This window comes from Streptomyces sp. WZ-12 (assembly GCF_028898845.1).
Taxonomy (GTDB): Bacteria; Actinomycetota; Actinomycetes; order Streptomycetales; family Streptomycetaceae; genus Streptomyces.
This window is the reverse complement of the sequence record NZ_CP118574.1, coordinates 6,043,078-6,065,623: the sequence shown is the minus strand read 5'-3', so window position 1 is coordinate 6,065,623 and position 22,546 is coordinate 6,043,078. Positions and strand designations below refer to the sequence as shown.

Genomic DNA, 22,546 nt, shown 5'->3' with positions numbered 1-22,546 from the left:
ACCGGCCTGCGCGCCGGAGCCACCACTCCGCCCGCCCAAGCCGCCGACCCATCACACACCCGGCCCCCCGCCGAGTCCCCACACCCGCGCGCTTCCGAACGGCGCAACTGCGCACCCAACGTCACCTCCAGCATCAAGAGCCACGCCCAGACCTGCCCCGAAGCCCGGGCCCAAGCCCCCGCCCGGGCCGCCCCGGACCACCAGGTCATCCGTCAGAGACGACCAACCTCCCCACACGTCAACCAGCCGTCAGGCCAGGCAATTAGGCGGCCGAAAGGGACGGCTAGCGCGGGAGGATCCGCGTGACTCGTGAGAGGAGCAAGAGAGATGAGTGGTGCGAGAGATGCGGGAGAGGTAAGGGGAGTGAGAGGTGTGAGCGACCCGAGAGACAGGAATCGCGGCACGAGAAGCACGGCAAGCACAAGAAGCACAACATCCACGACAAGCACGAGAAGCACGACAAGCACGACAAGCAACCGACTCCATGAGAGGGCGTGAGAAGCGTCAGCCAGGGATCAGGTGCCGCCCAACCCGGCCCGCGGGCGCGGCGGCCGGTGTGGGCAGTCGGACGCGGACCCCTTGGCGCATCGAGCACCACGCAAGTCGACCATCAAGCGAGCGAGGACGAGCGAGGAAGGAGCTGATTGATCGATGGTGAGGTTGAGGATGGCGTTGGTGTGGTGGGGGTCGGTGTGGTCGAGCGGGGAGTGGGCGGAAGGAGGGGCGCGTCGTGAAGGCTGACGATCCACTGTTGGAGATTCTTGCGTGCCCGATCGACAAGGGGCCGTTGATGTTGCTGGCCTCCGAGGAAGCGCTCTACAACCCGCGGCTGCGGCGGCGCTATCCGATCCTCGACGGGATACCGCAACTACTGCCGTCCTCCGGCGAACAGGTCTCGGACGCGGAACACGAGCGGCTGGTGCGCAGCATACGGGCGCGCGAGGACGAGGGGACCGGGGTGGCGTCCGGGGCGCGGACCGGGGCCGGCGCCGAGGCCGGCACCAGGACCGAGACCGGGACCGAGACCGAGACCGGGACCGGGACCGAGACCGGGACCGGGACCGAGACCGGGACCGGGACCAGCACCGAGACTGGGAGCAAGACCGGAAGCAAGACCGGGCCGGGGGTGGCACACGGTTCAGGTTCGGGGTCGGGTTCGGGGTCAAGTCCGGGAGCAGGGTCATGACGCTTGCGGCGCGGGTGGGGCGCTGGTTACCGGGGCGCCTGGTGTCGGCGCTGGCGGCCGGGCTCTACCCGCGGTTCGAACCGGAGTTGGCCCGGCTGGACGACTTCTGCCCGGCCGGCGGCACGGCCGTGGACGTCGGGGGCTGGTACGGCCCGTGGACCCTGCGCCTGGCGCGGCGCGCGGACCGCGTCGTCACCGTCGAGCCCGTCCCGCACCTGGCCCGCCTGCTCGCCTCCGTCACCCCCGCGCACGTCGACGTCGTATCCGCCGCGGCCACCGACCACACCGGTTGCGCCACGCTCTGGTTGCCCCCGGACGGCCGCGGCGACCGCGGGGTCTCCTCGCTCGTACGCCGCGACGTGCACTCCGTCACCCTGGACGTGCCCTGCCTCCCTCTGGACGCGCTGAGGCTCACCGCCGTCACCCTCATCAAGATCGACGTGGACGGCGGAGAACTGGCCACCCTACGCGGCGCGGCACGCACCATCGAGCGCGAACACCCCGCGCTCTTCGTGGAGTTGGAGACCCGCATTCAGCCGCTCGCGCCCGTGCTGGAGTGGACGGCCACCCGCGGATATTGCGGCTGGGTCCTGCCACGCGACCGTTGGCTGCCGCTGGCCGACTTCGATCTGTCCACCCATCAGTCCCACACCTCCCACCTCGCCGAACACGGCCTGCTGAGGCGTTCCCTCGCCCCGCACCGCCGCTACGTCAATTCCGTGCTCTTCCTCCCCGACGGCGCCCGGCCCGGCTCCGCTCACACCGCGCCGGTCGCTGCCTCGGCATCTCCCCCGGCCGCCATCCGCGACCATGTCCATCATGAACCCCGCCACTGACAACGACCCACCCACCGGCTCCGCCGCCCCCTCCGACCTGCCGGGGCCGCTCGCGTTCCAACTCGTGCTGCTGCGTCGGATGGCCGACCACCACCCGACCCTCGTCGAGGACGCCCTCCGCCAACTCGGCGTCTCCCGGGCGCAGATGCGCGAGGCCAACCGCCGCTGGCAGGCCCGGATGCACAGCCCCCGAGCCCGCGCCGGAATCCAGCCCTACCGGGCACTGCTCGGCGCACCGGAGGCCGTCACCACCCGCCGGATCGGCGATCTGACCTGCGAGGCGCTCACCTGGCCGGTCCCCCTCTGGCCGGATCTGCGGTTCGAGGTCCTCACCGCTCCCGGGGGCAGCGCCTGGAACGCCTGGCTCGTACGCGCTCCGGGCGCCGCCGGCCCGGAGCTCCGTACGACCGCGGACCTCGCCCCGTGGTCCTGCACCGTCGACGAGGTCGCCCGCGCCTTCGCCCCGGCCCGCCCGATGGAGGGCAGCGCCCCAACCCGCTGGCGTCTGGCCTGCACCGCCCCCGACCCGGACGGCGCCCCACAGAACGTCATCGCCGAGTTCACCTGGGGCCTCTACCAGCGACGGGCCGACGTCGACGGGCCGGCCAACGCCTAAACGGGACGGACATCGCCCCAGCACCTCAACGCCTCAACGCCTCACGGGCGCCCGCACCGGATCGGCGGTGAAACAGGGTTGACGACTCGTCACGTCTCCTCACACCTGGTCGCATATCGCCACTGAGAGCCGCCGAGCGCTGCGCAGCACTTGCCCGCTGCCCTTCCGGCCCCGGCCCCCGGCCTCCCGGCCCACCGAGCCACGGAGCCGTCAGACCGCTGCGCTACGAAGCCCCGGAGCCGCTGCTCCCCCTTGGCCCCGCGGCCGCCCCAACTCCCCCTCCCCACCCCCGTCCCCCGACCGGACGCGCTCAGCGCGCGGGGGCGGTTGGCGGCCCGGAGGATGGCGCACGAGCGCTCACGTGCGGGCGCTCGTAACCCAGTACCGGCCCACCGGGGACGTTCCCATCGGCCCATCGGGGAGGAATCCACCATGACCATCAGCCTCGCCCAACTGCGCCGCTGCTCGGCCGCCGTCGACCTCGGCGCCGCCCGGACCAGGGTCTACGTCAAGAACCAAGGGCTGGTCGTCGACGAACCGACCGTCGCCGCGGTCAACACCCGCACCGGCTCGATGCTCGCCGTGGGCGCCCAGGCCGAGGTGATGGACGGCCGCACCCCCGACTACATCCGGGTCGTCCGGCCGGTCTCCAACGGGACGGTCGTGGACATCGACATGGCTCAGCGGCTGTTGCGGCACCTGGTCGGCGACAAGCTGCGCAAGACCTGGCGGCGGCGTCCCTCCATGCGGGCCGCGGTGTGCCTCCCGTATGGCAGTGAGCCGCTGGCGCAGCGGGCGGCCGTGGAGACCCTGACCGGGTTGGGCGCCCGCCGGGTCGAACTGGTCGACACGCTGGTCGCGGCGGCCGTGGGCTGCGGGCTCCCGGTGGAGCAGCCGGAGGCGACGATGATCGTGGTGTGTGGTGCGGGGACCACGCAGGTCGCGGTGCTCTCGCTCGGTTCGATCGTGGCCGCCGAGACCGTTCCCGTGGGCGGCAACGCCATCGACCACGCGGTGATCCAGCACCTGCGGCTGCACCACGATCTGATGCTGCCCAACCAGTCGTCGCGTCCGCTGCACCTGATGTTGTCCGGGGACGGCGAACTCGCCCCGGGCTCCACGGAGGTGCACGGGCGGGACGTGGTCAGCGGGCTCGCCCGGTCCGTGCACGTGGACACCGAGCGGGTGCGGCGCGCGATCATCACTCCGCTGACGGCGATCCTGGACGGCATCGGGGCGGTGCTGCGCCGCTGCCCGCCGGACCTCGTCGCCGACCTGGGCGAGCGCGGCATCATGCTGGCGGGCGGCAGCGCGCTGATCCCGGGGTTGGAGCCGATGATCCACGAGGCCACGTCGATGCCGGTGCACATCGCGGACCAGCCGGGCACCTGCGCGGTGCAGGGACTGGGCGCCATGATCGAGGGCAAGGTGCAGCCGCTGCATCTCGACCCGTTGGCGCCGTAGGTGGGGCAGGGCTCGTTGCGCGGCCGGTAGGCGAAGCCGCGGGAGCGCTCGGCCCGCGGGTCCGGGCCCGCTCCCGCCGGCCCCGTCGCTCAGAGGCTGCGGGCGTTCCAGGCGACCACCGCCGGGCGGCCGTGTTCGGTGCCCAGGACGCCGATCGCGCCGGTGCCGAAGGTGAACAGGCCGCCGGCGGCGGGCGGGAGGCCCAGGCGGCGGGCGGTCAGTACGCGCAGGAAGTGCGCGTGCGCGACCAGCGCCACGTCGCCCTCGTCGGTCTCCAGGTGGGGGGCGACCAGTGCCAGTACGCGGTCGGCACGGGCGCCGACCTCCTCGGGGGACTCCCCGGGGTGGTCGGCCGGTCCGGGTGCGACGCCGTCGTCGAAGAGGTACCAGTCGGGTCTGCTGCGGTGGATCTGGGCGGTGGTGATGCCCTCGTCGCCGCCGTAGTCCCATTCCCGCAGGTCATCGACGATCTGTGGAGTGGGGAGGCCGGCCAGTTCGGCGGTGCGCAGGGCGCGCGTCATGGGGCTGGCGTAGACCTGCGCGATCTTCCGGCCGGAGAGCAGCGGCCGTAGCGCGCGGGCCTGCTCCTCGCCGTTGGCGGTGAGCGGGAGGTCGGTCCAACTGGTGTGGCGGCCGTCGCGGCTCCACTCGGTCTCGCCGTGCCGGACCAGCAGCAGCTCGCTCATGCCGGGAGCTCGTTTCGCTCGCCCTCGCCCGCGTGCGGCGCGCGCCGGCTGGTGGTTCGCCCGGTCACTCGCCCTGCGCCTGCTCTCCGTTGCCGCCCTGTGCCTGCTGGGCCTCGGCGACCGAGGCGCGGACCTCTTCCATGTCGAGGGCGCGGGCCTGGCCGATGACGTCTTCCAGGGCGGTCTCGGGGAGCGCGCCGGGCTGGGCGAACACCGCGATGTTCTCGCGGACGATCATCAGGGTGGGGATGGAGCGGATCTCGAAGGCGGCGGCGAGTTCCGGCTCCTTCTCGGTGTTGATCTTGGCGTAGAGCAGGTCGTCGTGCTTCTCGGACGAGCGCTCGAAGACCGGCCCGAACTGCTTGCAGGGGCCGCACCATTCGGCCCAGAAGTCGATCAGCACGAAATCGTTGCCGGAGACGATCTCGTCGAAGTTTTCCTTGGTGAGTTCCACGGTGCTCATAAGCGCTCCCTGCTTCCGGGGTCGGGGCCTTGGCGCGTTGCCGCTTCGGCCTTCGAGGACGGCTGTGGTGGTGTGGCTGGTTCGGTGCGGTGGCTGGTTGCGGCTCTGCGGTCGATTCCGGTGCGGGCCCGGTGTCGGGGTACGACGCTACGCCCCGACCGGAGCGCGTCCGCACCGGCCGTGCCCACGGCATCCGCGGGCGCCCCGGCCGGCGTCCGGCGTCCCGTCACACCTTGCGTAACGGGAGCAATCCATGCGGTATTCCGCACACCGGCCCTCCAGCCGTTCGGTCCGAACCGTCCCGCTCCCCTGCCCACCCCACACCGTCCTAGACGTCCCGTGGCCGACGTCACGTCCCCCGCGACGTGCGCGCCCCCTCCGGCCGCCGTCCGCTCCCGTCTGCACGCCCGGCCCGGCCCGCCGCCGCGCCCTACGATGGACGGGGGCGCTCCGGAAGGAGGCGCGGCCGTATGGAGACGCGCGTCGATGAGATCGCCGACGGGATCTACCGGATCTCCACCTTCGTTCCCGATGTGGCCGGGCCCGCGGGCTTCACGTTCAACCAGTTCCTCATCGATGCGGAGGAGCCGCTCCTCTTCCACACGGGCATGCGGCACCTCTTCCCGAGGGTTTCGGAGGCCGTGGGTCGGATCGTGCCGGTGGATCAGTTGCGCTGGCTGGCGTTCGGGCATGTGGAGGCCGACGAGTGCGGGGCGATGAACGCGTTCCTGGCCGCGGCGCCGCGCGCCGAGGTGGCGCACGGCCTCCAGGGGTGCCTGGTGTCGCTGAACGACCTCGCCGACCGGCCGCCGCGCCCGTTGGCGCACGGCGAGACGCTCGACCTGGGTGGCAAGGAGGTGCTCCGGCGTCGGGTGCTGCACCTCAACACCCCGCACGTGCCGCACAATTGGGAGGCGCGGGTGCTGTTCGAGGAGACCACCGGCACGCTGCTGTGCGGCGACCTGTTCACCCAGCTCGGCGACGGCCCGCCGGTGACCGATCACGACCTGGTGGAGCCGGCGTTGGCCGCGGAGGAGACGTTCCGCCAGACGTCGTGCCTGACGGCGGCGGTGGAGACCATGCGGTCGTTGGCGCACCTCGCCCCGCGGACGCTGGCGGTGATGCACGGCTCGTCGTATTACGGTGACGGGGCGGCGGCGCTGCGCGCGTTGGCCGACGGCTATGCGGAGCGGTTCAGTCCGGAGGTGGCCTTCGCCGCCCGTCCGAGCGTCCTCGCCGGCTCCAACGCCCCGCGGGGCTGAGCTCCGACGCGGTGCCCGTCGGCCGGCCGGTCGGGGGCCAACGGAACGTCGCGGGGCCTGCGTCGTGGTGCGAAGTGGTCTGCGGTGACGGCTAGCATCGCTGAAGAGACCGCCAAGAACGGAGTGTTCATCTGTGCGTCAGTTGCGCGTAGGCGTCGCCATCTTGACCATGGGAAACCGCCCCGCCGAACTCCGGGACCTGCTGGATTCGGTGGCGAAGCAGGATCTCCCCGCGACGCACATCGTGGTCGTCGGCAACGGCTCGCCGCTGCCGCCGCTGCCCGAGGGCGTGACCGGCGTCTCGCTCAGCGAGAACCTGGGCGTCTCCGGTGGCCGGAACGTCGCCCTGGACGAGCTGCGCAAGCTGGGCGACCTGGACGTGGTGGTCGATCTGGACGACGACGGGCTGCTGATCAGCACGGACGTCTTCAGCCGGCTCGCGGAACTGTACGAGAGTGACCGGGAGTTGGGGATCGTCAGCTTCCGCATCGCCGACGAACTGGGCCGCACCCAGCGCCGTCACGTCCCGCGCCTGCGGGTCGGCGATCCGCAGCAGGGCGGGCTGGTCACGACGTTCCTGGGCGGCGGGCACGCGCTCTCCGTCCCGATGCTGGACCGGATCGGCGGCTGGCCGGACGAGTTCTTCTACGCCCACGAGGAGACCGATCTGGCCTGGCGGGCGTTGGACGACGGCTGGCGGATCCGTTACGCGCCGGAGCTGGTCCTCCAGCACCCGTACACCTCGCCGACCCGGCACGCGGTCTACCACCGGATGGTCGCGCGGAACCGCGTCTGGTTGGCGAAGCGCCATCTGCCGGCCGTCCTCGTCCCCGTGTACCTCGGTGTCTGGGCGGCGCTGACGGTCGTCCGCGGCCGCTCGGTGGCGGGCCTGCGCGCCTGGGCCGCGGGCTTCGCCGAGGGGGTTCGCACCCCCTGCGGCCGCCGCCGCCCGATGCGCTGGCGCACGGTGTGGCGCATGACGCGCCTGGGCCGCCCGCCGATCATCTAGCCGGCGCCGGCGGTTCGCCGGGCCGTGGCTGCGGGCTCCGTCACCAAGTGGGCGCCCCTGAGGGGGTTTTCGGCCCCTCGCCGCCCACCGGGCGTTGCGGGCCCCGCTCTTCGGGCGCCCGCTGCCCAACGTCGCCGGAATCGACGCCCACGACCGACGGAACCGCCCGGCGCCCCGACGCGCACCTGACGGCGCCCCGGCCACCCCGAAGCCCCCCTCCGGTCCCGCGGGGCGCGACATCGCCGCACAGGCGCGCCCGGCACCCGCGGACACCGACCCGCGGGCCAGGCGTTGGACGCCCGCCCCCTGTAGACCCCCGCGTTCCCGATCGCAACGCAAAGACGGTGGTCACCGCTTCGTGCGATGACCACCGTCTTGGTGTTTGCGCAGGCACAAGGTTTCTGCGCCGGGGTCCGTGGTGGGGCGGGTGGGACTCGAACCCACGGCCGACGGATTATGAGTCCGCTGCTCTAACCGGCTGAGCTACCGCCCCTCACGGCGCGTCGCGCACATTTGTGCGCGCCGTCTGCCGCAGCATAGCCGCTCATACGATCTGCTGCCCGTGCGGGCTGCCGTCGGGCGACCTTGCACGCCCAAGAGGACTGGGATCAGGCGGGGTTCGGTTCCCGAACGCAAGAAAAAGGACCCCTTCCGGGGTCCTCGTTCCTCTGCTCCCCCGACTGGACTCGAACCAGTAACCCTCCGGTTAACAGCCGAATGCTCTGCCAATTGAGCTACAGGGGATTGAGCTCCCCCGACTGGACTCGAACCAGTAACCTGCCGGTTAACAGCCGGCTGCTCTGCCAATTGAGCTACAGGGGATTGCTCTGCTTGCCTCGAATGCATCGCTGTCCGGGGCTCCGGACGGCGTGCGCTCGCTGCGACACATACATTAGCGCAAGCAGGGGGGTGCTCCGCCAATCGGTACCGCCACCAGCTCTTCCGCGGGTGGTCCGTGCCGGTGGGCAGGTGCCCAGCCCGGCGTCGGTGCCGGCCGGCACCGACGGGATCGAGCGGCAAGGGAAAGGTGGAGCGATGCGCTACCGGCTCACGTTCGTCGCGGGACTGGCGGTGGGTTACGTGCTCGGCACCCGGTCCGGGCGGGAGCGGTACGAGCAGCTCCGGAAGGGGGCGCAGCGGATCGCGCAGAACCCGGCGGTGCGGAACACCGCCGAGGCGGCGGCGCTGGGCGGGCGGCAGGTCGCGTCGAAGGCGTTCGCGACGGTGTCGGAGAAGGTCGGGGACCGGTTGCCGGGGCCGGTGGCGGAGCGGGTGCTGTCGCTGCGGGAGCAGCGGGCGGCCGACGAGGACGACTGGGGCACCAGCAATACGTGAGTTCGGGGGGCGGCGGGCAAACCCTGACGCTTTCCCCGTGGTCGGCATGGGGCATCATCTGGGGCCATGGGGATAGTCGCCGGGTTGGACAGTTCGTCCGAGAGCACACGGATCGTCGTCTGCGATGCGGACACGGGTGCCGTCATCAGGCAGGGGTACGCGCCGCACCCCGTGGAGAAGGGGCCGGAGGCCGATCCGCAGGCGTGGCTGATGTCACTCGGGGAGGCCGCGGGGAACGGGCTGCTGGAGGGCGTGCAGGCCATCGGGGTCTCGGCCCAGCAGGGTGGTCTGCTGGCGTTGGACGTCGAGGGCGATCCGGTGCGGCCGGCGCTGGTGGGCAACGACAAGCGGGCGCAGAGTTCGGCGGCTGACCTGGTGGATGCGCTGGGCGGGCGGGCCGCGTGGGCGCAGGCCGTGGGGGCGGTGCCGCAGGCGCAGCACCCGGTGACGAAGTTGCGGTGGTTGGCGCGGAACGAGCCGGCGCAGGCGGCGCGGATCGCAGAGGTCATGCAGCCGCACGACTGGTTGGCGTGGCAGTTGCTGGGGCGGCCGGCGCGGCGGACCACGGATCGGGGCGGGGCCTCGACGACCGGTTACTGGTCGGCGGCGAGCGGCGCGTACCGGCCGGATCTGGTGGAGCTGGCGCTCGGGCACCAGGTGCGGTTGCCGGAGGTGCTGGGGCCGTCGGGGACGGCGGGTTTCACGCCGGAGGGGCTGCTGATCTCGGCGGGGACCGGCGAGACGATGGCGGCGGCGTTCGGGCTGGGCGTCGGGGTGGGCGATGCGGTGGTGTCGCTGGGGGCCTCGGGGTCGGTGTTCGCCATCCATGAGGAGGCGTTGGCGGATCCGAGCGGGACGATCACGTCGTTCGCGGACGCGACCGGGCGGCATCTGCCGGTGGTGCACACCACCAACGCGGTGCGGGTGTTGCGCGGGACGGCGGAGATGCTGGGGACGGATCTGGCGGGGCTGTCGGAGCTGGCGCTCACGTCGTCGCCGGGGGCGTACGGGATGGTGATGTTGCCGTATCTGGAGGGCGAGCGGACGCCTCATCTGCCGCACACCGCGGGCTCGTTGCACGGGATGCGGCGGGAGAGCATGAAGCCGGAGCATCTGGCGCGGGCGGCCGTGGAGGGCATGCTGTGCGGGCTCGCGGACGCGTTGGACGTGCTGCGCGGGCGGGGGGTGGCGGTGCGCCGGGTGTTCCTGTTGGGGGCGGCGGCGGAGTTGGGTGCGGTGCAGGTGGCCGCGCCGGGGCTGTTCGGGGCGCAGGTCGTGGTGCCGCAGCCGGCCGAGTACGCGGCGCTGGGCGCGGCCCGGCAGGCGGCGTGGGCGTGGCAGGTGGCGCACGCCGGTGCGGAGGGCGGTGCGACGTACCCGGAGCCGCCGCGGTGGCCGGCGGCGGCGAGCCAGGTCTTCGAGCCGGGTGACCAGCTGCCGGTGTGGCAGGCCGTGCGGCAGCAGTACGTGGCGGTGCGGGACGAGACGCATCCGGGGGCGTTCCAGCGGGAGGGCTGAGCGGGCCGGTGGCCGGTCAGTCGAGGTAGCCGCGGAGTTGGTCGGCGAAGGCGTGGTCGCGGAGTTTGCCGAGAGTCTTGGACTCGATCTGGCGGATGCGTTCGCGGGTGACGCCGAAGATCCGGCCGATCTCCTCCAGGGTGCGGGGGCGGCCGTCGACGAGGCCGTAGCGGAGCTGGACGACCTTGCGTTCGCGTTCGGCGAGGGTGGAGAGGACCGCGTCGAGGTGTTCGCGGAGCAGCAGGAACGCGGCGGTCTCGACGGGTGAGGCGGCGTCGCCGTCCTCGATGAGGTCGCCGAGGGCGACGTCGTCCTCCTCGCCGACGGGGGCGTGCAGGGAGACCGGTTCCTGGGCCAGCCGCAGGACGTCGGTCACGCGTTCGGGGGTGAGTCCGAGGTGGGCGGCGACCTCTTCGGGGGTGGGTTCGTAGCCGCGTTCCTGGAGCATGCGGCGCTGGACGCGGACGACGCGGTTGATCAGTTCGACGACGTGGACGGGGACGCGGATGGTGCGGGCCTGGTCGGCGAGGGCGCGGGACATGGCCTGGCGGATCCACCAGGTCGCGTAGGTGGAGAACTTGTAGCCGCGGGCGTAGTCGAACTTCTCGACGGCGCGGATCAGGCCGAGGTTGCCCTCCTGGACGAGGTCGAGCATGGTCAGGCCGCGGCCGACGTAGCGCTTGGCGACGGAGACCACCAGGCGGAGGTTGGACTCGATCAGGCGGCGCTTGGCGATGCGGCCGCGGACGACCAATGTGTCGAGGTCGTGGGCGAGTTGGGAGTCGAGGTCGGGGGTGTGGGTGAGTTTCTCCTCGGCGAACAGGCCGGCCTCGACGCGGCGGGCCAGGTCGACCTCCTCGGCGGCGCTGAGCAGGGGGATCCGGCCGATTTCGCGGAGGTACTGGCGGAAGAGGTCGGAGGAGGGGCCGCCGGTGTCGGGTCGGGGGGCGGCGTCCTCGGTGTCGCTGGTGTCCTCGGTGGCCGTGGTGTCTCCGGTGGCCACGATGTCTCCGGCGCCCTCCGTGTCCCCGGTGTCCCGTGAGGCGGAGGGTTCGGGCGGGTCCTGGGCTGGTTCCGTGGTGAGGAGTTCGGCGGCCGGGGGTTCGGGCTGTTGGGGCACGGTGACCGGCACGGTCAAGAGGCCGGTATCAGGTGGTGCGGTCGGTGCGCCGCCGGCAGGTGCGGCGGAGAGGGTCCGGGTCTGCACGGGGGCGACCTCCAGGATGATCGCGGCTGGGGCGGCACGAGGACCGGGGCGGAGGCGACCGAGCCGCCGCGTCCGCCCCGCGTCACGAGCGGCTGCGCGGGGGCTCACGGACCGCATGGCGGGGCGTGCGGGCGGATGCGCCGCGCTCCGGGGACGTGAGGCACCGCTCCTCAGTGTGGAGTACGACACGTGGCCGCACGAGGGGCGTGCGGGCACTTTTTGAGTCCGGTCCGTGACCAGTTCGCTACCCGGAGGTTCCGGGCGGGGGCAGCGGGGCCCGGGGTGCGGGTGGGGCGGGAGCAACTGGGGCCTGGCGCACGGGCCTTGGCCGGGGCCGGCCCTGGCCTCACAGGGCAATACGCCCTAGAGGGCGGCGGCGCCGCGTTCGCGGAGGGTCTGGCCGTACTGCTGGAGGACCCAGGCTTCCTTGTGGACGGCGGCGGCGCCCTCGTGGTCGCCCAGGAGCTCGCAGCGGCGGGCGGCGCCCTCCAGGCTGGCGATCCGGGCGTCGACGGCGGCCATGCGGACGCGCACCAACTGCTCACCGGCGTAGGCCGGATCGGGGTCGCGGCGGGTGTGCAGCGGCTCGACGGAGAGCTCGGTGATCATGGAGCGGATGGTGTCGTCGGGGGCGGCGTCCATGATGCGGGCGGTGTAGTCGGCGTCCGCGGCGGACACCCCGCCGGCCTCCTGGATGCACTGGCGGACCACGGCGTACGGGGGCGCGGTGAACTCGTCGGCACCGTAGGCGTCGAAGGTGGGGGCGACCAGGTCGGGGCGCTGGAGGGCCAGCTTGAGCAGCTCGCGCTCGACCATGCGGGCGGGGCTGCGGAGGTTGAGGGCCGGGCCGCGCTGCTGGGTGGTGGGGGCGGGCGCGGTGGGGCCGGCGGGGCCGCGGGCGGCGGCGCGGGCGGGGGCCTGGGGGGACCGGTCGTCGCGGCTGCGGGCCAGGCCGCGCACCCGGCGGACGATGGCCTGCTCCTCGGCCTGGCTGGTGATGCCCACGAGGCCGACGAGACGGATGGCGTAACGGTCGCGCAGGCCGCGGTCCTTGATGGCGGCGACGACCGGGACGGCCTCCTCGACGGCGGCGATCCGGCCCTCCTCGGTGTCGAGGTTGTAGCGGGTCACGATGGAGCGCAGGGCGAAGGCGAAGAGCGGGGTGCGGGATTCGACGAGGGTGGCGACGGCGTGGTCGCCCTCGGCCAGCCGCAGGTCGCAGGGGTCCATGCCGCCCGGGGAGATGGCGATGGAGGTCTCGGCGGCGAACTTCTGGTCGTCCTCGAAGGCGCGCAGGGCGGCCTTCTGGCCGGCGGCGTCGCCGTCGAAGGTGAAGACCACCTCGGAGCCGGAGTTGTCCATCAGCAGCCGACGGAGGATCTTGATGTGGCCCTCGCCGAAGGCGGTGCCGCAGGTGGCGATGGCGGTGGTGACGCCGGCGAGGTGGCAGGCCATGACGTCGGTGTAGCCCTCGACGACCACCGCGCGGTTGGTCTTGGCGATCTCCTTCTTGGCGAGGTCGATGCCGTACAGGACCTGGGACTTGCGGTAGAGCGGGGTCTCGGGGGTGTTGAGGTACTTGGGGCCGTTGTCGTCGTCGCGCAGCTTGCGGGCGCCGAAGCCGACGACCTCGCCGGAGATGTCGCGGATCGGCCACATCAGGCGGCCGCGGAAGCGGTCGATGGGGCCGCGGCGGCCCTCCTGGGCGAGGCCGGAGAGGACGAGCTCCTTGTCGCTGAAGCCGCGGCCGCGCAGGAAGCGGGTGAGGTGGTCCCAGCCGGCGGGGCTGTAGCCGATGCCGAAGTGCTGGGCGTGGGCCTGCTCGAAGCCGCGCTCGGCGAGGAACCTGCGGGCGATCTCGGCCTCGGGGCCGTCGAGTTGCTCGGTGTAGAACTGGGCGGCGGCCTTGTGGGCCTCGACGAGGCGGGTGCGCTCGCCCTGCTGGCGGCCGGGGGTGTAGCCGCCCTCCTCGTAGCGGAGGGTGATGCCGGCCTGGGCGGCGAGGCGCTCGATGGTCTCGGCGAACGAGAGGTGGTCGATCTTCATGATGAAGTCGACGGTGTCGCCGCCCTCCTGGCAGCCGAAGCAGTGGTAGAGCCCCTTGGCGGGACTGACGTGGAAGGAGGGGGACTTCTCGTCGTGGAAGGGGCACAGGCCCTTGAGATTGCCACCGCCGGCGTTGCGGAGCTGGAGGTACTCGGACACGACGGCGTCGATCGGGACCGCGTCCCGCACCGCCTTCACATCGTCATCGTTGATCCTGCCTGCCACGGGTGAATTCTACGGGGGAGGTACGACAGCTCCCGGCGGGCGGACCCCGCAGCGGATCTTCATCGGTGGTGGGGCGGCTCAGCCGAGCAGTTCCAGGAAGCGCGGCAGGCCGATGTTGCCGCCGGAGACGAGCACGCCGGTGCGGGCCGGGAGGGGGTCCAGACGGCCGGCGAGCAGGGCGGCGAGGCCGGTGGCGCCGCTGGGCTCGATGACGATCTTGAGGCGTTCGAAGGCGAAGGCCATGGCGGCGCGGATCTCGTCGTCGGTGACCAGGACCACGGAGTCGACCAGCCGCTGGTTGATCGGGAAGGTCAGGGCGCCGGGGGTGTCGACGGCCTGGCCGTCGGCGATGGTGCGGGGCACCGGGATGGTGACGCGGTGGCCGGCGGCCAGGGAGCGGCGGGTGTCGTCGCCGGCCTCGGGCTCGACGCCGATCATGCGGATGCCGGGGACCAGGGCGGTGGCGGCGGTGGCGCAGCCGGCCATCAGCCCGCCGCCGCCGACGGGTACCAGGAGGGCGTCGAGCGGGCCGGTCTCCTCGATGAGCTCCAGCGCCGCGGTGCCCTGTCCGGCGATGACGTGCGGGTGGTCGTACGGGGGGATCAGGGTCAGGCCGCGCTCCTGGGCGAGGCGGCCGCTGACGGCGGCGCGGTCCTGGGTGTAGCGGTCGTAGCTGACGATCTCGGCACCGTAGCCGGCGGTGGCGTCCCGTTTGCTGCGCGGGGCGTCCTCAGGCATCACGAGGACGGCGTGGGTGCCGAGTTCGCGGGCGGCGAGGGCGAGGGCCTGGGCGTGGTTGCCGGAGGAGTGGGCGACGACGCCGCGGGCCCGTTGCTCGGGGGTGAGGCGGGCCAGGGCGTGGTAGGCGCCGCGGAACTTGAAGGCGCCGATGCGTTGGAAGTTCTCGCACTTGAGGAACGCCTCGGTGCCGGTGCGCGCGTCGAGGGTGCGCGAGCGCAGCACCGGGGTGCGGTGGGCCACGCCCGCCAGTCGCCGGGCGGCGTCCCGGACGTCGTCGAGGGTGACGGCCGGGGCGCCGGTGTCGTCGACCACCGGTGGGTCGCTGTCAGCGGGACCGGTGGGGCGGGTGGGGCCTTCGCTCATACGGGCACGCTACGTCAGCAGGGCCGTCAGCGGAATGGTCGGATCGGCCAGCTTGTCGGGGTCCAACGGGGCGCCGGAGCGGATGAGTTGCTGGATCGGCCCGGCGACGTCCCAGACGTTGACGTTCATGCCGGCCAGCACGCGGCCCTGGTGGAGCCAGAAGGCGGTGAACTCCCGCTTGGCGACGTCGCCGCGGCAGACGACCTGGTCGTAGGAGCCGGGCGGGGCGTAGCCGGAGTACTCCATGCCGAGGTCGTACTGGTCGGAGAAGAAGTACGGGACGCGGTCGTAGCTGATGTCCTGGCCGAGCATGGCGCGGGCGGCCGCCGGGCCGCCGTTGAGGGCGTTGGCCCAGTGCTCGACGCGCAGCCGGGTGTCCAACAGGGGGTGGTCGGCGGCGGCCACGTCGCCGGCGGCGTAGATGTACGGGTCGGAGGTGCGCAGCGCGGCGTCGACGGCGATGCCGCCGCCGTCGGCGCGGTCGACGACGGCCAGGCCGGCCTGTTCGGCGAGGGCGGTGCGGGGGGCCGCGCCGATGGCGGCGAGCACGTCGTGGGCGGGGTGTTCCTCGCCGTCGTCGGTGCGGACCGAGACCACCATGCCGTCCTGGCCGACGATCTCGGTCAGGCGCGCGCCGAAGTGGAAGCGGACGCCGTGTTCGCCGTGCAAGTCGGTGAACAGGGCGCCGAGTTCGGGCCCGAGGATGCCGTGCAGGGGCGTCGGCTCGGGCTCGATGATGGTGACCTCGGCGCCGTAGGTGCGGGCCGCGGCGGCGACTTCGAGGCCGATCCAGCCGGCGCCGGCGATGACGAGGTGCCCGTTGTCGCGGCCCAGGGAGGCGAGCACACCGCGGAGCCGTTCGGCGTGGGCGAGGCGGCGGAGGTGGTGCACGCCGGCCAGGCCGGTGCCGGGGACGTCCAGGCGGCGGGGTTCGGCGCCGGTGGCCAGCAGCAGCTTGTCGTAGGCGATCAGGGTGCCGTCGCCCAGCCGGACGGTGCGGCCCGCGGGGTCCAAGTGGACGGCGGGCTGGCCCAGGTGGAGCTCGATCCGGGCCTGGGCGTAGAAGGCCGGTTCATGGACGAAGACGCTGTCCCGCTCGTCCTTGCCGAGCAGGTACCCCTTGGACAGCGGGGGGCGCTCGTAGGGGTGGTCGCGCTCGTCACAGATGAGGATCACCCGGCCGGTGAAGCCTTCCGCGCGGAGTGTCTCCGCGGCCTTGGCCCCGGCCAGTCCACCCCCGACGATGACGAACGTCTGGTGTGCGTCGACCACTTGCTTCCTCCTCGTTGCGGTGCCGTACGTCCGCGTCCGTGAACGCCCCCGTTGATGCCCCCCGTTGGTGCCCCCGTATGCGCTGCTCCCCGTTTCCTCCTCGCTTCCTTGACGCATCGCTTCGTTGGTGTGTCGCTCTGTTGGTGTGTCGTTGCCTTGATGCGCCGGGCGGTCTTCGGGTTCCGTTGCGCCGGTGCGTGGACGAGGGTCCCGCACGGAGCGTGAGGGGGGAAGAGGGGCTGCCCCCCAAGGGTCACCCAGGGTTGCCCTAACCGTTACCAGGGGGACGCGTGAGGCGGGCGTGAAGACTACGCGCCGAGGCGTCGGTGAGCGCGGCGATCTGGTCGATCACGGCGCGCATCCTGGCGGTGTCGTCGCCGGCCGCCTCGAACAGCGAACGGAACTGTGGGTCAAGGCCGTCGGGGGCGCGGGCGAGCAGCGCCTCGGCGAGTTCGGCGATCACCACGCGCTGGTCGGCGCGGAGCGCTTCCTGGTCCGGGCGCTGTATGACGTAGCGGTCGGCGACGGCCTTGAGAACGGCGCATTCCAGCCGGGTTTCGGCCGGAACCACCAGCTCCGCGGCGTACCGGGTGAGCCGTTCGCCGGCTCCCCCGGGGCCCGTTCGGCTTCCGGAGGGTCCGAAGCGGTCCCGGGTGGCGGTCTCGGCGGCCAGGCAGAAGCGGCCGATGAGTTGGCTGGTGGCGTCCTTGAGGCGGGCCTGGGCGAGCGCGGTGCCGTCGTAGCCGTGCGGCCACCACGCCTGGTCCAGGAGGCGGTCCAGAGCGGCGGCGAGGGCCGCCTCGTCGGCGCCCGGGGCGTAGCGCTCCGCGGCGAGGGCGAAGATCTCGGCGCGCTCGGGGTCGGCGAGCAGCACATTGGGGTCCAAGTGGCCGGCGTGCAGCCCGTCCTCGACGTCGTGCACCGAGTAGGCGACGTCGTCGGACCAGTCCATGACCTGCGCCTCGAAGCTGCGGGCGGCGCTGGGGGCGCCCTGCCGGAACCAGGCGAACACCGGCAGGTCGTCGGCGTAGACGCCGAACTTGGCGGCGGTCGGCCCGTCGGGGTGTCCGCCGCGCGGCCAGGGGTACTTGGTGGCGGCGTCCAGGGTGGCGCGGGTGAGGTTGAGCCCGACGCTGACGGGGGCGCCGCCGTCCGAGGCGGGCACGAACCGCTTGGGTTCCAAACGGGCCAGCAGGCGCAGCGATTGGGCGTTGCCCTCGAAGCCGCCGCAGGGCGCGGCGATCTCGTTGAGCGCCTGTTCGCCGTTGTGCCCGAAGGGCGGGTGGCCGAGGTCGTGCGCCAGACAGGCGGCCTCCACGAGGTCCGGGTCGCAGCCGAGGGCGGCGCCCAATTCGCGGCCCACCTGGGCGCACTCCAGGGAGTGCGTCAACCGGGTGCGCGGGCTGGCGTCCCAGTCCTGGGTGGCGCTGCCGGGGGTGACGACCTGGGTCTTGCCGGCTAGGCGGCGCAGCGCAGCGGAGTGCAGGACCCGGGCGCGGTCGCGCTGGAAGGCGGTGCGTCCGGGGCGCTTGTCCGGTTCGGGGACCCAGCGTTCGGCGTCCGCGGCGGTGTAGCCGGGGAACTGTGCGCGCGGGTCGTGGCCGCCGCGGGGCCCGGTGGCCGATGGTGTGCCCGTCATACAGCGACGGTAGCTCTGTCTCTGCCCTCGATGTCGGATCCGGTACGCGTGCAGCACCCGGTCATGACGGTGCAATACGGGACAGGGCGGAAGGGGCCCTCCCCGGGGCGGGCGGTGTGCCGGGCCGCGCCCGAGGGCGGCGGCCCGGCACAGCGCCCGGTGACCGGCTTCAGTGGGCGTCGAGTTCCTTCAGGTACGCGGCGCGGGTCTCGTCGTCCAGGAAGGACGCCTCGAAGGAGTTGCGGGCGAGCGTCCGCAGGGTCCCCTCGTCCAGGGCGAGGGCGTCGCGTACGGCGGTGAAGTTGTCGTCGGCGTAGCCGCCGAAGTACGCGGGGTCATCGGAGTTGAGGGTCACCAGCAGTCCGGCGTCGAGCATGGCGGGCAGCGGGTGGTCGGCGAGGTCGTCGACGACCCGCAGCCGGACGTTGGACAGCGGGCAGACGGTGAGCGGGGTCCGGTCGGCCACCAGGCGGGCGACCAGGCGCTCGTCCTCCATGCAGCGCACCCCGTGGTCGACGCGGTCCACCTTGAGCAGGTCCAGCGCCTCCCAGACGTAGGACGCCGGGCCCTCCTCGCCGGCGTGCGCGACGCACTTGAGGCCGGCCTCCCGGGCCAGCGCGAAGACCTCCTGGAACTTCGACGGCGGGTGGCCGACCTCGGCGGAGTCCAGGCCGACGGCGGTGATCCGGTCCAGGAAGGGGCGGGCCGCCTCGAACGTCTCCAGGGCCGAGTCGGCGCTCTCGTCGCGCAGGAAGCACATGATGAGCCGGGTGGTGATGCCGTAGGTCTCGGGTGCGGCGTCCAGGGCGCGGGCGAGGCCGCGGACGACCGTCCCGATGGGGACGCCGCGGGAGGTGTGCGCCTGCGGGTCGAAGAAGATCTCGGCGTGCCGGACGCCCTGCTCCTTGGCGCGGGCCAGGTAGGCGTGCGCCAGGTCGGCGAAGTCGTCCTCGGTGCGCAGCACCTCCATCAGCGCGTAGTAGAGGTTGAGGAACGACTGGAGGTCGGCGAAGGAGTAGGCGCGGCGCAGCTCGTCCTCGGTGGCGTAGGGCAGGGTGACGCCGTTGCGGGCGGCGAGCGCGAAGGCCAGGCCGGGCTCCAGGGTGCCCTCGATGTGGAGGTGCAGTTCGGCCTTGGGCAGGGGGCGGTGGGCGGCGGTGTTCGGGGGGTTGGAGGCCACGGGTGACACCTGTTCTGCTGTGCTGCGGGGGCGGGTTGGCGCCTCGGCCGTGCGGAACGGCGCGTCCCTGAGGGGAACGGGTCGCCCGTACGGGACGAGTCGTCCAGGTTATCCGGGGGACTGCGGGGCGGCGCGGCCGGTCCAGCGGCCGTCGGCGAGCGGGGTGCCGGTGGTGCGCAGGCGGGTGGCGAGCGGCTCGCCGGCCAGGTAGACCCAGGCGCGCGCGGTCCGGCCGTCGGGGCGGACGGCCTCGGTGGCGACCCGTTCGTAGAGGTTGCCGGCGCCCACGGGGGTGCCGGGGGTGTAGCCCTCCAAGAGGTCCAGCGCGGACCGGACGGCCTCGTAGTCGGCGGGTCGGGGGTGGATCAGGGTGCCGTGCACCACGGCGTCGGCGGGCCCGGCCGTGGCGTAGGGGTAGCCGGGGCCCTCGTAGAGCAGTGCGCCCGTGATGCGGGCCGTCTCCTCGGCGGCGGTCCGGCCGCGCAGGGTGCGCCCGTAGTTGGCCTCGCCGGGGCGCAGCGTCCCGTAGACGAAGAACGGCAGGCGCTCGGCCTGGGTGGTCATCGCGGTCCTCCACGGGCGGTGCGGTGTGACGTTGCCGACGGCGCCTGACGCCGACGGGGCGCGCGCTCACTGCAACCATGCCAGCCCGCACCACGTCGCAGCTTGCGGGAAGCGAGCACGGACGGTCCCGGCGCGACGGGCGGCGGGCTCCGGGGAAACGGGGGCGGGACATGCGGGGGTTGCGGGCGCGCCTGGGGTGGCTGCGGCGGGTCCGGCCGCCGCGGACCCGGCGCGGACAGCGCCGGGCGTTCCAGGCGGTGGTGACGCTGTCGGTGCTCGCGCTGCTGCCGGCGACCTGGTTGAACGCCACCGCGGGAGGGCGCGTCCGCACGGTCGCCGACGTCCCGGCCGCCCCGGTGGCGGTGGTGTTCGGCGCCGGCCTGTGGAACGGTGAGCCGTCGCCGTACCTCGCCGACCGGCTGGACGCCGCGGTCCGCCTCTACCGGGCCGGCACGGTGCGCGCGGTCCTGGTCACCGGCGACAACGGCCGCACCGACTACGACGAGCCGGACGCGATGCGCGGCTATCTGGTGCGGCACGGCGTCCCGGCGCGGAAGATCGTCGGCGACCACGCGGGCTTCGACACCTGGGACTCCTGTGCGCGCGCCCACCGCGTCTTCGGGGTGGACCGGGCGGTGCTGGTCAGTCAGGGGTTCCACATCAGGCGGGCGCTGGCGCTGTGTTCGGCCGCCGGGATCGACGCGTACGGCGTCGGGGTCGCCGCCGAGCACGACGTGACCTGGGCGTACGGCGGGGTGCGGGAGATCCTCGCGGCGGGCAAGGCGACCGCGGAGGCGGTGCTGCGGCCCGATCCGCACTTCCTCGGCCCCAAGGAGAACGGCCTGGCGGCGGCGCTCCGTTAGGGCACCACCGCCAGGCCGTCCTCCTGTGGCGCGCGGGCTAGTCGTCCTCCTCTTCCTCGCGGCCGCTGGCCCTGCTGGCGCGGTCGTAGAGGCTGAGGATCTCCTTGCCGAAGTACGGGCTGTAGGAGGTGCGGTCGCTGTGCGGGCCGCGGGGGCCGCCGCCGTTGACGCCGCCGATGACGCCGATGACCCGGCCGGTGTGGGTGCGCGGGTTGTAGCCGGCGATCCAGGGGCTGCCGGAGGTGCCGCCGTAGAACCCGTTGCACTCCATTTGGAGTTGGCGGGTGCCCGCCAGGCGCCGGGTGGTGGTGGCGCAGCGCACGGCCCGGTCCGCGGGGTCGCTGTGGACGCTGGGGTAGCCGATGACGCTGACCTGGTTGCGGTAACCGGGCGTCCCGGTAAGGACGTTGGCGCCGGTGACCTCCTCGATGCGTCGGCCGGAGCCGTCCGGGGCGACGGAGGCGAAGGCGAAGTCGAGGTCGGCGCCGTCCCCGTCGGTGGCCCGGTCCGAGTAGGCGTAGGTGTCCTCGATGGCCCACACCCCGTAGGGCTGGCCGTCCTCCCCGGACCGGTACTGGGGGACGAACGCGGCGCGCGCGCCCGGGTTGCAGTGCCCGGCGGTGAGGAGCAGGTTGCCGTGCGGGCTGTGCACCACGCTGGCGGTGCAGTGGTGTTCGCGGGCGTCGCCGTCGACGGAGAACAGCACGCCGACGGACGGGATGCCGTCGAAGTGCTCGGCGGTCGGGGCCCGTTGGGAGGACACCGCGGCCGCGGCGGCGCCGCGCTCGGGCGGGGCCGCGTGCGCCATCCGCCGGGGCGTCCAGAAGGCCGCGGCGTCCTTGCTGGTCCAGGTGGTGTGCGGGCGGGACTGGTGGCCGTGGGTGGACTGGACGCCGTGCGCCCCCGGTTCGGTCCCGGCCGCGTGGCCGGCCGGGGAGGCGGCGAGGCCGAAGGCCATGCCCAGGGCGACGGTCACCGCCCTGGCCCGCCGGCGCGTCCGGCACTGTGCTCTGCTCGGCACGTCAGCTCGTCTCCTTCACGACCCAGGCGAGGTACCCGGCGCCCCCGTGGGTGACCGGGGTGGCGATGATCTCCGGGGTGTCGTAGTCGTGCGCGTCGAGGAGGTACGCCTCCAGGGCCGCGTAGCGCGCGCTCGCCGTCTTGAACAGCACCTGCCACTCCTGGCTGGTCTCCACGGCGCCGTTCCAACGGAACACCGAGGTGACCGGCGCGCTGATCTGGGCGCAGGCGGCGAACCGGCCCTCGATGGCGCCGCGCGCCAGCCGCTCGGCCTTCTGCGCGCTGTCGATGGTCGTCATGACGGTCAGGAACCTCGCCGGTGGCCCGTTCGGTGCGGGGACGGCGGCGGGGGGTTCGTTCAGGGCGGTGGGGTCGGCCACGGTCACACAGCCTTCGCGATCGGTGGGGGGACTGCGGGTCGCACGGTGTCGTTCTCCAGCCCGTCGATCTTTCAATCTTTCGATCAAGGGATCCTGCCGCATCGTACGGACCTCGATGATCAACGGGCGTACGGCGGGCCGCCGTAGGCGGTCAAGCACCCGGACGTCCCATCGGGCCCGGGGCGTGGAGGGCCGGTTCCCGGCGCCCCGGTTGCGCCGTGCGGGGCACGGAGAACGATGGAGGAGGAGGCCCCGCCGCCGACCCGCCCCGCAGCCCGGTCCGCATCCGAAAGGCGCGCGCCATGGTGAACCTCGAAACCCTCGTCCGTGACCAGCTCGACGACGCCAGGGCCTCCGCCCACGGACGCAGTGCCCACCTCTTCGTGCACGACGGGCCGCTGCGCCAGACCGTGATCGCGCTGCTGGCCGGCACCGCGCTGGACGAGCACAACACGCCGCCGGCGGCCAGCCTCCAGGTGCTGCGCGGCCGGGTCCGGCTGACCGGACCGGGCGGCGGCGAACAGGAACTGACGGTGGGTCATATCGCGCCGGTGCCGCACGCCCGGCACGGGCTGCGCGCGATCGAGGACTCGGTGGCGCTGCTGACGGTCGTGACGGAGGTCGGCGAACGGGCCCCGGGGGTCGGGGTGCGGACGCCGGTCCACGGCTGA

At 73.1% G+C, this 22,546-nt stretch carries 20 protein-coding genes, 3 tRNA genes and 1 pseudogene; 10 read left to right on the top strand and 14 right to left on the bottom strand.

Going from position 1 to position 22,546, the window contains the following annotated elements; all coding sequences use genetic code 11:
* Positions 1–730 precede the first annotated feature (730 nt).
* From PV796_RS26215 to mreB, 4 genes and pseudogenes are all read left to right on the top strand, one after another.
* Positions 731–925, top strand: a pseudogene (locus tag PV796_RS26215) (Trm112 family protein); the annotation flags it as partial.
* A gap of 257 nt (positions 926–1,182) precedes the next feature.
* Positions 1,183–2,022 (top strand): FkbM family methyltransferase, encoded by an 840-nt coding sequence (locus PV796_RS26210; RefSeq protein WP_274915843.1) that lies wholly within the window; start codon positions 1,183–1,185, stop codon positions 2,020–2,022.
* Positions 2,006–2,638, top strand: coding sequence for a hypothetical protein (locus PV796_RS26205; RefSeq protein ID WP_274915842.1), 633 nt, complete (start codon positions 2,006–2,008; stop codon positions 2,636–2,638). Before PV796_RS26210 ends, PV796_RS26205 begins: the two co-directional genes overlap by 17 nt.
* A 432-nt stretch (positions 2,639–3,070) precedes the next feature.
* Positions 3,071–4,102: a rod shape-determining protein gene (mreB, locus tag PV796_RS26200; RefSeq protein WP_274915841.1), complete on the top strand. Its 1,032-nt coding sequence runs from the start codon at positions 3,071–3,073 to the stop codon at positions 4,100–4,102.
* Between the two features lie 89 nt (positions 4,103–4,191).
* On the opposite strand, the gene PV796_RS26195 is transcribed toward mreB, so the two are convergent.
* Positions 4,192–4,788 carry a histidine phosphatase family protein gene (locus PV796_RS26195; protein ID WP_274915840.1) on the bottom strand — a complete coding sequence of 199 codons (597 nt, stop codon included), beginning with the start codon at positions 4,786–4,788 and terminating at the stop codon, positions 4,192–4,194.
* A 64-nt stretch (positions 4,789–4,852) separates the two neighbouring features.
* The gene (gene trxA / locus PV796_RS26190; protein ID WP_274915839.1) at positions 4,853–5,251 is read right to left on the bottom strand and encodes a thioredoxin; all 399 of its coding nucleotides are present in this window, start codon (positions 5,249–5,251) and stop codon (positions 4,853–4,855) included.
* A 470-nt stretch (positions 5,252–5,721) separates the two neighbouring features.
* Between trxA and PV796_RS26185 the strand changes: the two genes are divergently transcribed.
* Positions 5,722–6,513, top strand: coding sequence for an MBL fold metallo-hydrolase (locus PV796_RS26185; protein WP_274915838.1), 792 nt, complete (start codon positions 5,722–5,724; stop codon positions 6,511–6,513).
* A gap of 133 nt (positions 6,514–6,646) precedes the next feature.
* A complete protein-coding gene (locus PV796_RS26180) occupies positions 6,647–7,522 on the top strand; it encodes a glycosyltransferase family 2 protein (RefSeq protein ID WP_274915837.1) in 876 nt (291 codons plus the stop codon).
* Between the two features lie 416 nt (positions 7,523–7,938).
* Here PV796_RS26180 and PV796_RS26175 read toward each other — a convergent pair.
* The 3 genes from PV796_RS26175 to PV796_RS26165 all read right to left on the bottom strand — a co-directional run bounded on the left by PV796_RS26175 (position 7,939) and on the right by PV796_RS26165 (position 8,344).
* A tRNA-Ile gene (locus tag PV796_RS26175) sits at positions 7,939–8,015 on the bottom strand.
* Between the two features lie 178 nt (positions 8,016–8,193).
* Positions 8,194–8,266 (bottom strand) — tRNA-Asn (locus PV796_RS26170).
* A gap of 5 nt (positions 8,267–8,271) precedes the next feature.
* Positions 8,272–8,344: transfer RNA gene (locus PV796_RS26165), tRNA-Asn, on the bottom strand.
* Positions 8,345–8,557: 213 nt separating this feature from the next.
* On the opposite strand from PV796_RS26165, the gene PV796_RS26160 reads away from it, so the two are divergent.
* Both PV796_RS26160 and PV796_RS26155 read left to right on the top strand, forming a co-directional pair.
* Positions 8,558–8,857: a YtxH domain-containing protein gene (locus PV796_RS26160; protein ID WP_274915836.1), complete on the top strand. Its 300-nt coding sequence runs from the start codon at positions 8,558–8,560 to the stop codon at positions 8,855–8,857.
* Between the two features lie 66 nt (positions 8,858–8,923).
* Entirely contained in the window at positions 8,924–10,375 is a 1,452-nt protein-coding gene (locus tag PV796_RS26155; protein WP_274915835.1) for an FGGY family carbohydrate kinase, read from the top strand.
* Between the two features lie 16 nt (positions 10,376–10,391).
* Here PV796_RS26155 and PV796_RS26150 read toward each other — a convergent pair whose 3' ends face one another.
* The 7 genes from PV796_RS26150 to PV796_RS26120 form a co-directional block, all read right to left on the bottom strand.
* Positions 10,392–11,756 (bottom strand): sigma-70 family RNA polymerase sigma factor, encoded by a 1,365-nt coding sequence (locus PV796_RS26150; protein WP_446750700.1) that lies wholly within the window; start codon positions 11,754–11,756, stop codon positions 10,392–10,394.
* A gap of 189 nt (positions 11,757–11,945) precedes the next feature.
* On the bottom strand, positions 11,946–13,853 hold the full coding sequence (gene dnaG / locus PV796_RS26145; RefSeq protein WP_274915833.1) for a DNA primase: 1,908 nt from the start codon (positions 13,851–13,853) through the stop codon (positions 11,946–11,948).
* A gap of 78 nt (positions 13,854–13,931) precedes the next feature.
* Positions 13,932–14,957 (bottom strand): threo-3-hydroxy-L-aspartate ammonia-lyase, encoded by a 1,026-nt coding sequence (locus PV796_RS26140; RefSeq protein ID WP_274915832.1) that lies wholly within the window; start codon positions 14,955–14,957, stop codon positions 13,932–13,934.
* Between the two features lie 9 nt (positions 14,958–14,966).
* Positions 14,967–16,229: an NAD(P)/FAD-dependent oxidoreductase gene (locus tag PV796_RS26135; protein WP_274915831.1), complete on the bottom strand. Its 1,263-nt coding sequence runs from the start codon at positions 16,227–16,229 to the stop codon at positions 14,967–14,969.
* Positions 16,230–16,497: 268 nt separating this feature from the next.
* A complete protein-coding gene (locus PV796_RS26130) occupies positions 16,498–17,868 on the bottom strand; it encodes a deoxyguanosinetriphosphate triphosphohydrolase (protein WP_274915830.1) in 1,371 nt (456 codons plus the stop codon).
* A gap of 169 nt (positions 17,869–18,037) precedes the next feature.
* A complete protein-coding gene (locus tag PV796_RS26125) occupies positions 18,038–19,048 on the bottom strand; it encodes an adenosine deaminase (RefSeq protein WP_376569283.1) in 1,011 nt (336 codons plus the stop codon).
* 108 nt (positions 19,049–19,156) lie between these two features.
* The gene (locus PV796_RS26120) at positions 19,157–19,612 is read right to left on the bottom strand and encodes a gamma-glutamylcyclotransferase family protein (RefSeq protein WP_274915828.1); all 456 of its coding nucleotides are present in this window, start codon (positions 19,610–19,612) and stop codon (positions 19,157–19,159) included.
* A 170-nt stretch (positions 19,613–19,782) separates the two neighbouring features.
* On the opposite strand from PV796_RS26120, the gene PV796_RS26115 reads away from it, so the two are divergent.
* On the top strand, positions 19,783–20,475 hold the full coding sequence (locus PV796_RS26115) for a SanA/YdcF family protein (RefSeq protein WP_274915827.1): 693 nt from the start codon (positions 19,783–19,785) through the stop codon (positions 20,473–20,475).
* Between the two features lie 37 nt (positions 20,476–20,512).
* On the opposite strand, the gene PV796_RS26110 is transcribed toward PV796_RS26115, so the two are convergent.
* Together PV796_RS26110 and cutA are read right to left on the bottom strand one after the other, a co-directional pair.
* Positions 20,513–21,496 carry a hypothetical protein gene (locus PV796_RS26110; RefSeq protein WP_274915826.1) on the bottom strand — a complete coding sequence of 328 codons (984 nt, stop codon included), beginning with the start codon at positions 21,494–21,496 and terminating at the stop codon, positions 20,513–20,515.
* 1 nt (position 21,497) lies between these two features.
* On the bottom strand, positions 21,498–21,875 hold the full coding sequence (cutA, locus tag PV796_RS26105; protein ID WP_274915825.1) for a divalent-cation tolerance protein CutA: 378 nt from the start codon (positions 21,873–21,875) through the stop codon (positions 21,498–21,500).
* 302 nt (positions 21,876–22,177) lie between these two features.
* Here cutA and PV796_RS26100 point away from each other — a divergent pair, with 302 nt between their 5' ends.
* A complete protein-coding gene (locus PV796_RS26100; RefSeq protein ID WP_274915824.1) occupies positions 22,178–22,546 on the top strand; it encodes a cupin in 369 nt (122 codons plus the stop codon).

Excerpts from the sequence above, each read along its gene's own strand:
- PV796_RS26140 (WP_274915832.1), bottom strand. The coding sequence starts at position 14,957 with ATGAGCGAAGGCCCCACCCGCCCCACCGGTCCCGCTGACAGCGACCCA.
- PV796_RS26155 (WP_274915835.1), top strand. The coding sequence starts at position 8,924 with ATGGGGATAGTCGCCGGGTTGGACAGTTCGTCCGAGAGCACACGGATC.
- PV796_RS26185 (WP_274915838.1), top strand. The coding sequence starts at position 5,722 with ATGGAGACGCGCGTCGATGAGATCGCCGACGGGATCTACCGGATCTCC.
- PV796_RS26195 (WP_274915840.1), bottom strand. The coding sequence starts at position 4,788 with ATGAGCGAGCTGCTGCTGGTCCGGCACGGCGAGACCGAGTGGAGCCGC.
- PV796_RS26115 (WP_274915827.1), top strand. The coding sequence starts at position 19,783 with ATGCGGGGGTTGCGGGCGCGCCTGGGGTGGCTGCGGCGGGTCCGGCCG.
- PV796_RS26120 (WP_274915828.1), bottom strand. The coding sequence starts at position 19,612 with ATGACCACCCAGGCCGAGCGCCTGCCGTTCTTCGTCTACGGGACGCTG.
- trxA (WP_274915839.1), bottom strand. The coding sequence starts at position 5,251 with ATGAGCACCGTGGAACTCACCAAGGAAAACTTCGACGAGATCGTCTCC.
- PV796_RS26100 (WP_274915824.1), top strand. The coding sequence starts at position 22,178 with ATGGTGAACCTCGAAACCCTCGTCCGTGACCAGCTCGACGACGCCAGG.
- PV796_RS26160 (WP_274915836.1), top strand. The coding sequence starts at position 8,558 with ATGCGCTACCGGCTCACGTTCGTCGCGGGACTGGCGGTGGGTTACGTG.
- mreB (WP_274915841.1), top strand. The coding sequence starts at position 3,071 with ATGACCATCAGCCTCGCCCAACTGCGCCGCTGCTCGGCCGCCGTCGAC.
- PV796_RS26130 (WP_274915830.1), bottom strand. The coding sequence starts at position 17,868 with ATGACGGGCACACCATCGGCCACCGGGCCCCGCGGCGGCCACGACCCG.
- PV796_RS26210 (WP_274915843.1), top strand. The coding sequence starts at position 1,183 with ATGACGCTTGCGGCGCGGGTGGGGCGCTGGTTACCGGGGCGCCTGGTG.
- PV796_RS26205 (WP_274915842.1), top strand. The coding sequence starts at position 2,006 with ATGAACCCCGCCACTGACAACGACCCACCCACCGGCTCCGCCGCCCCC.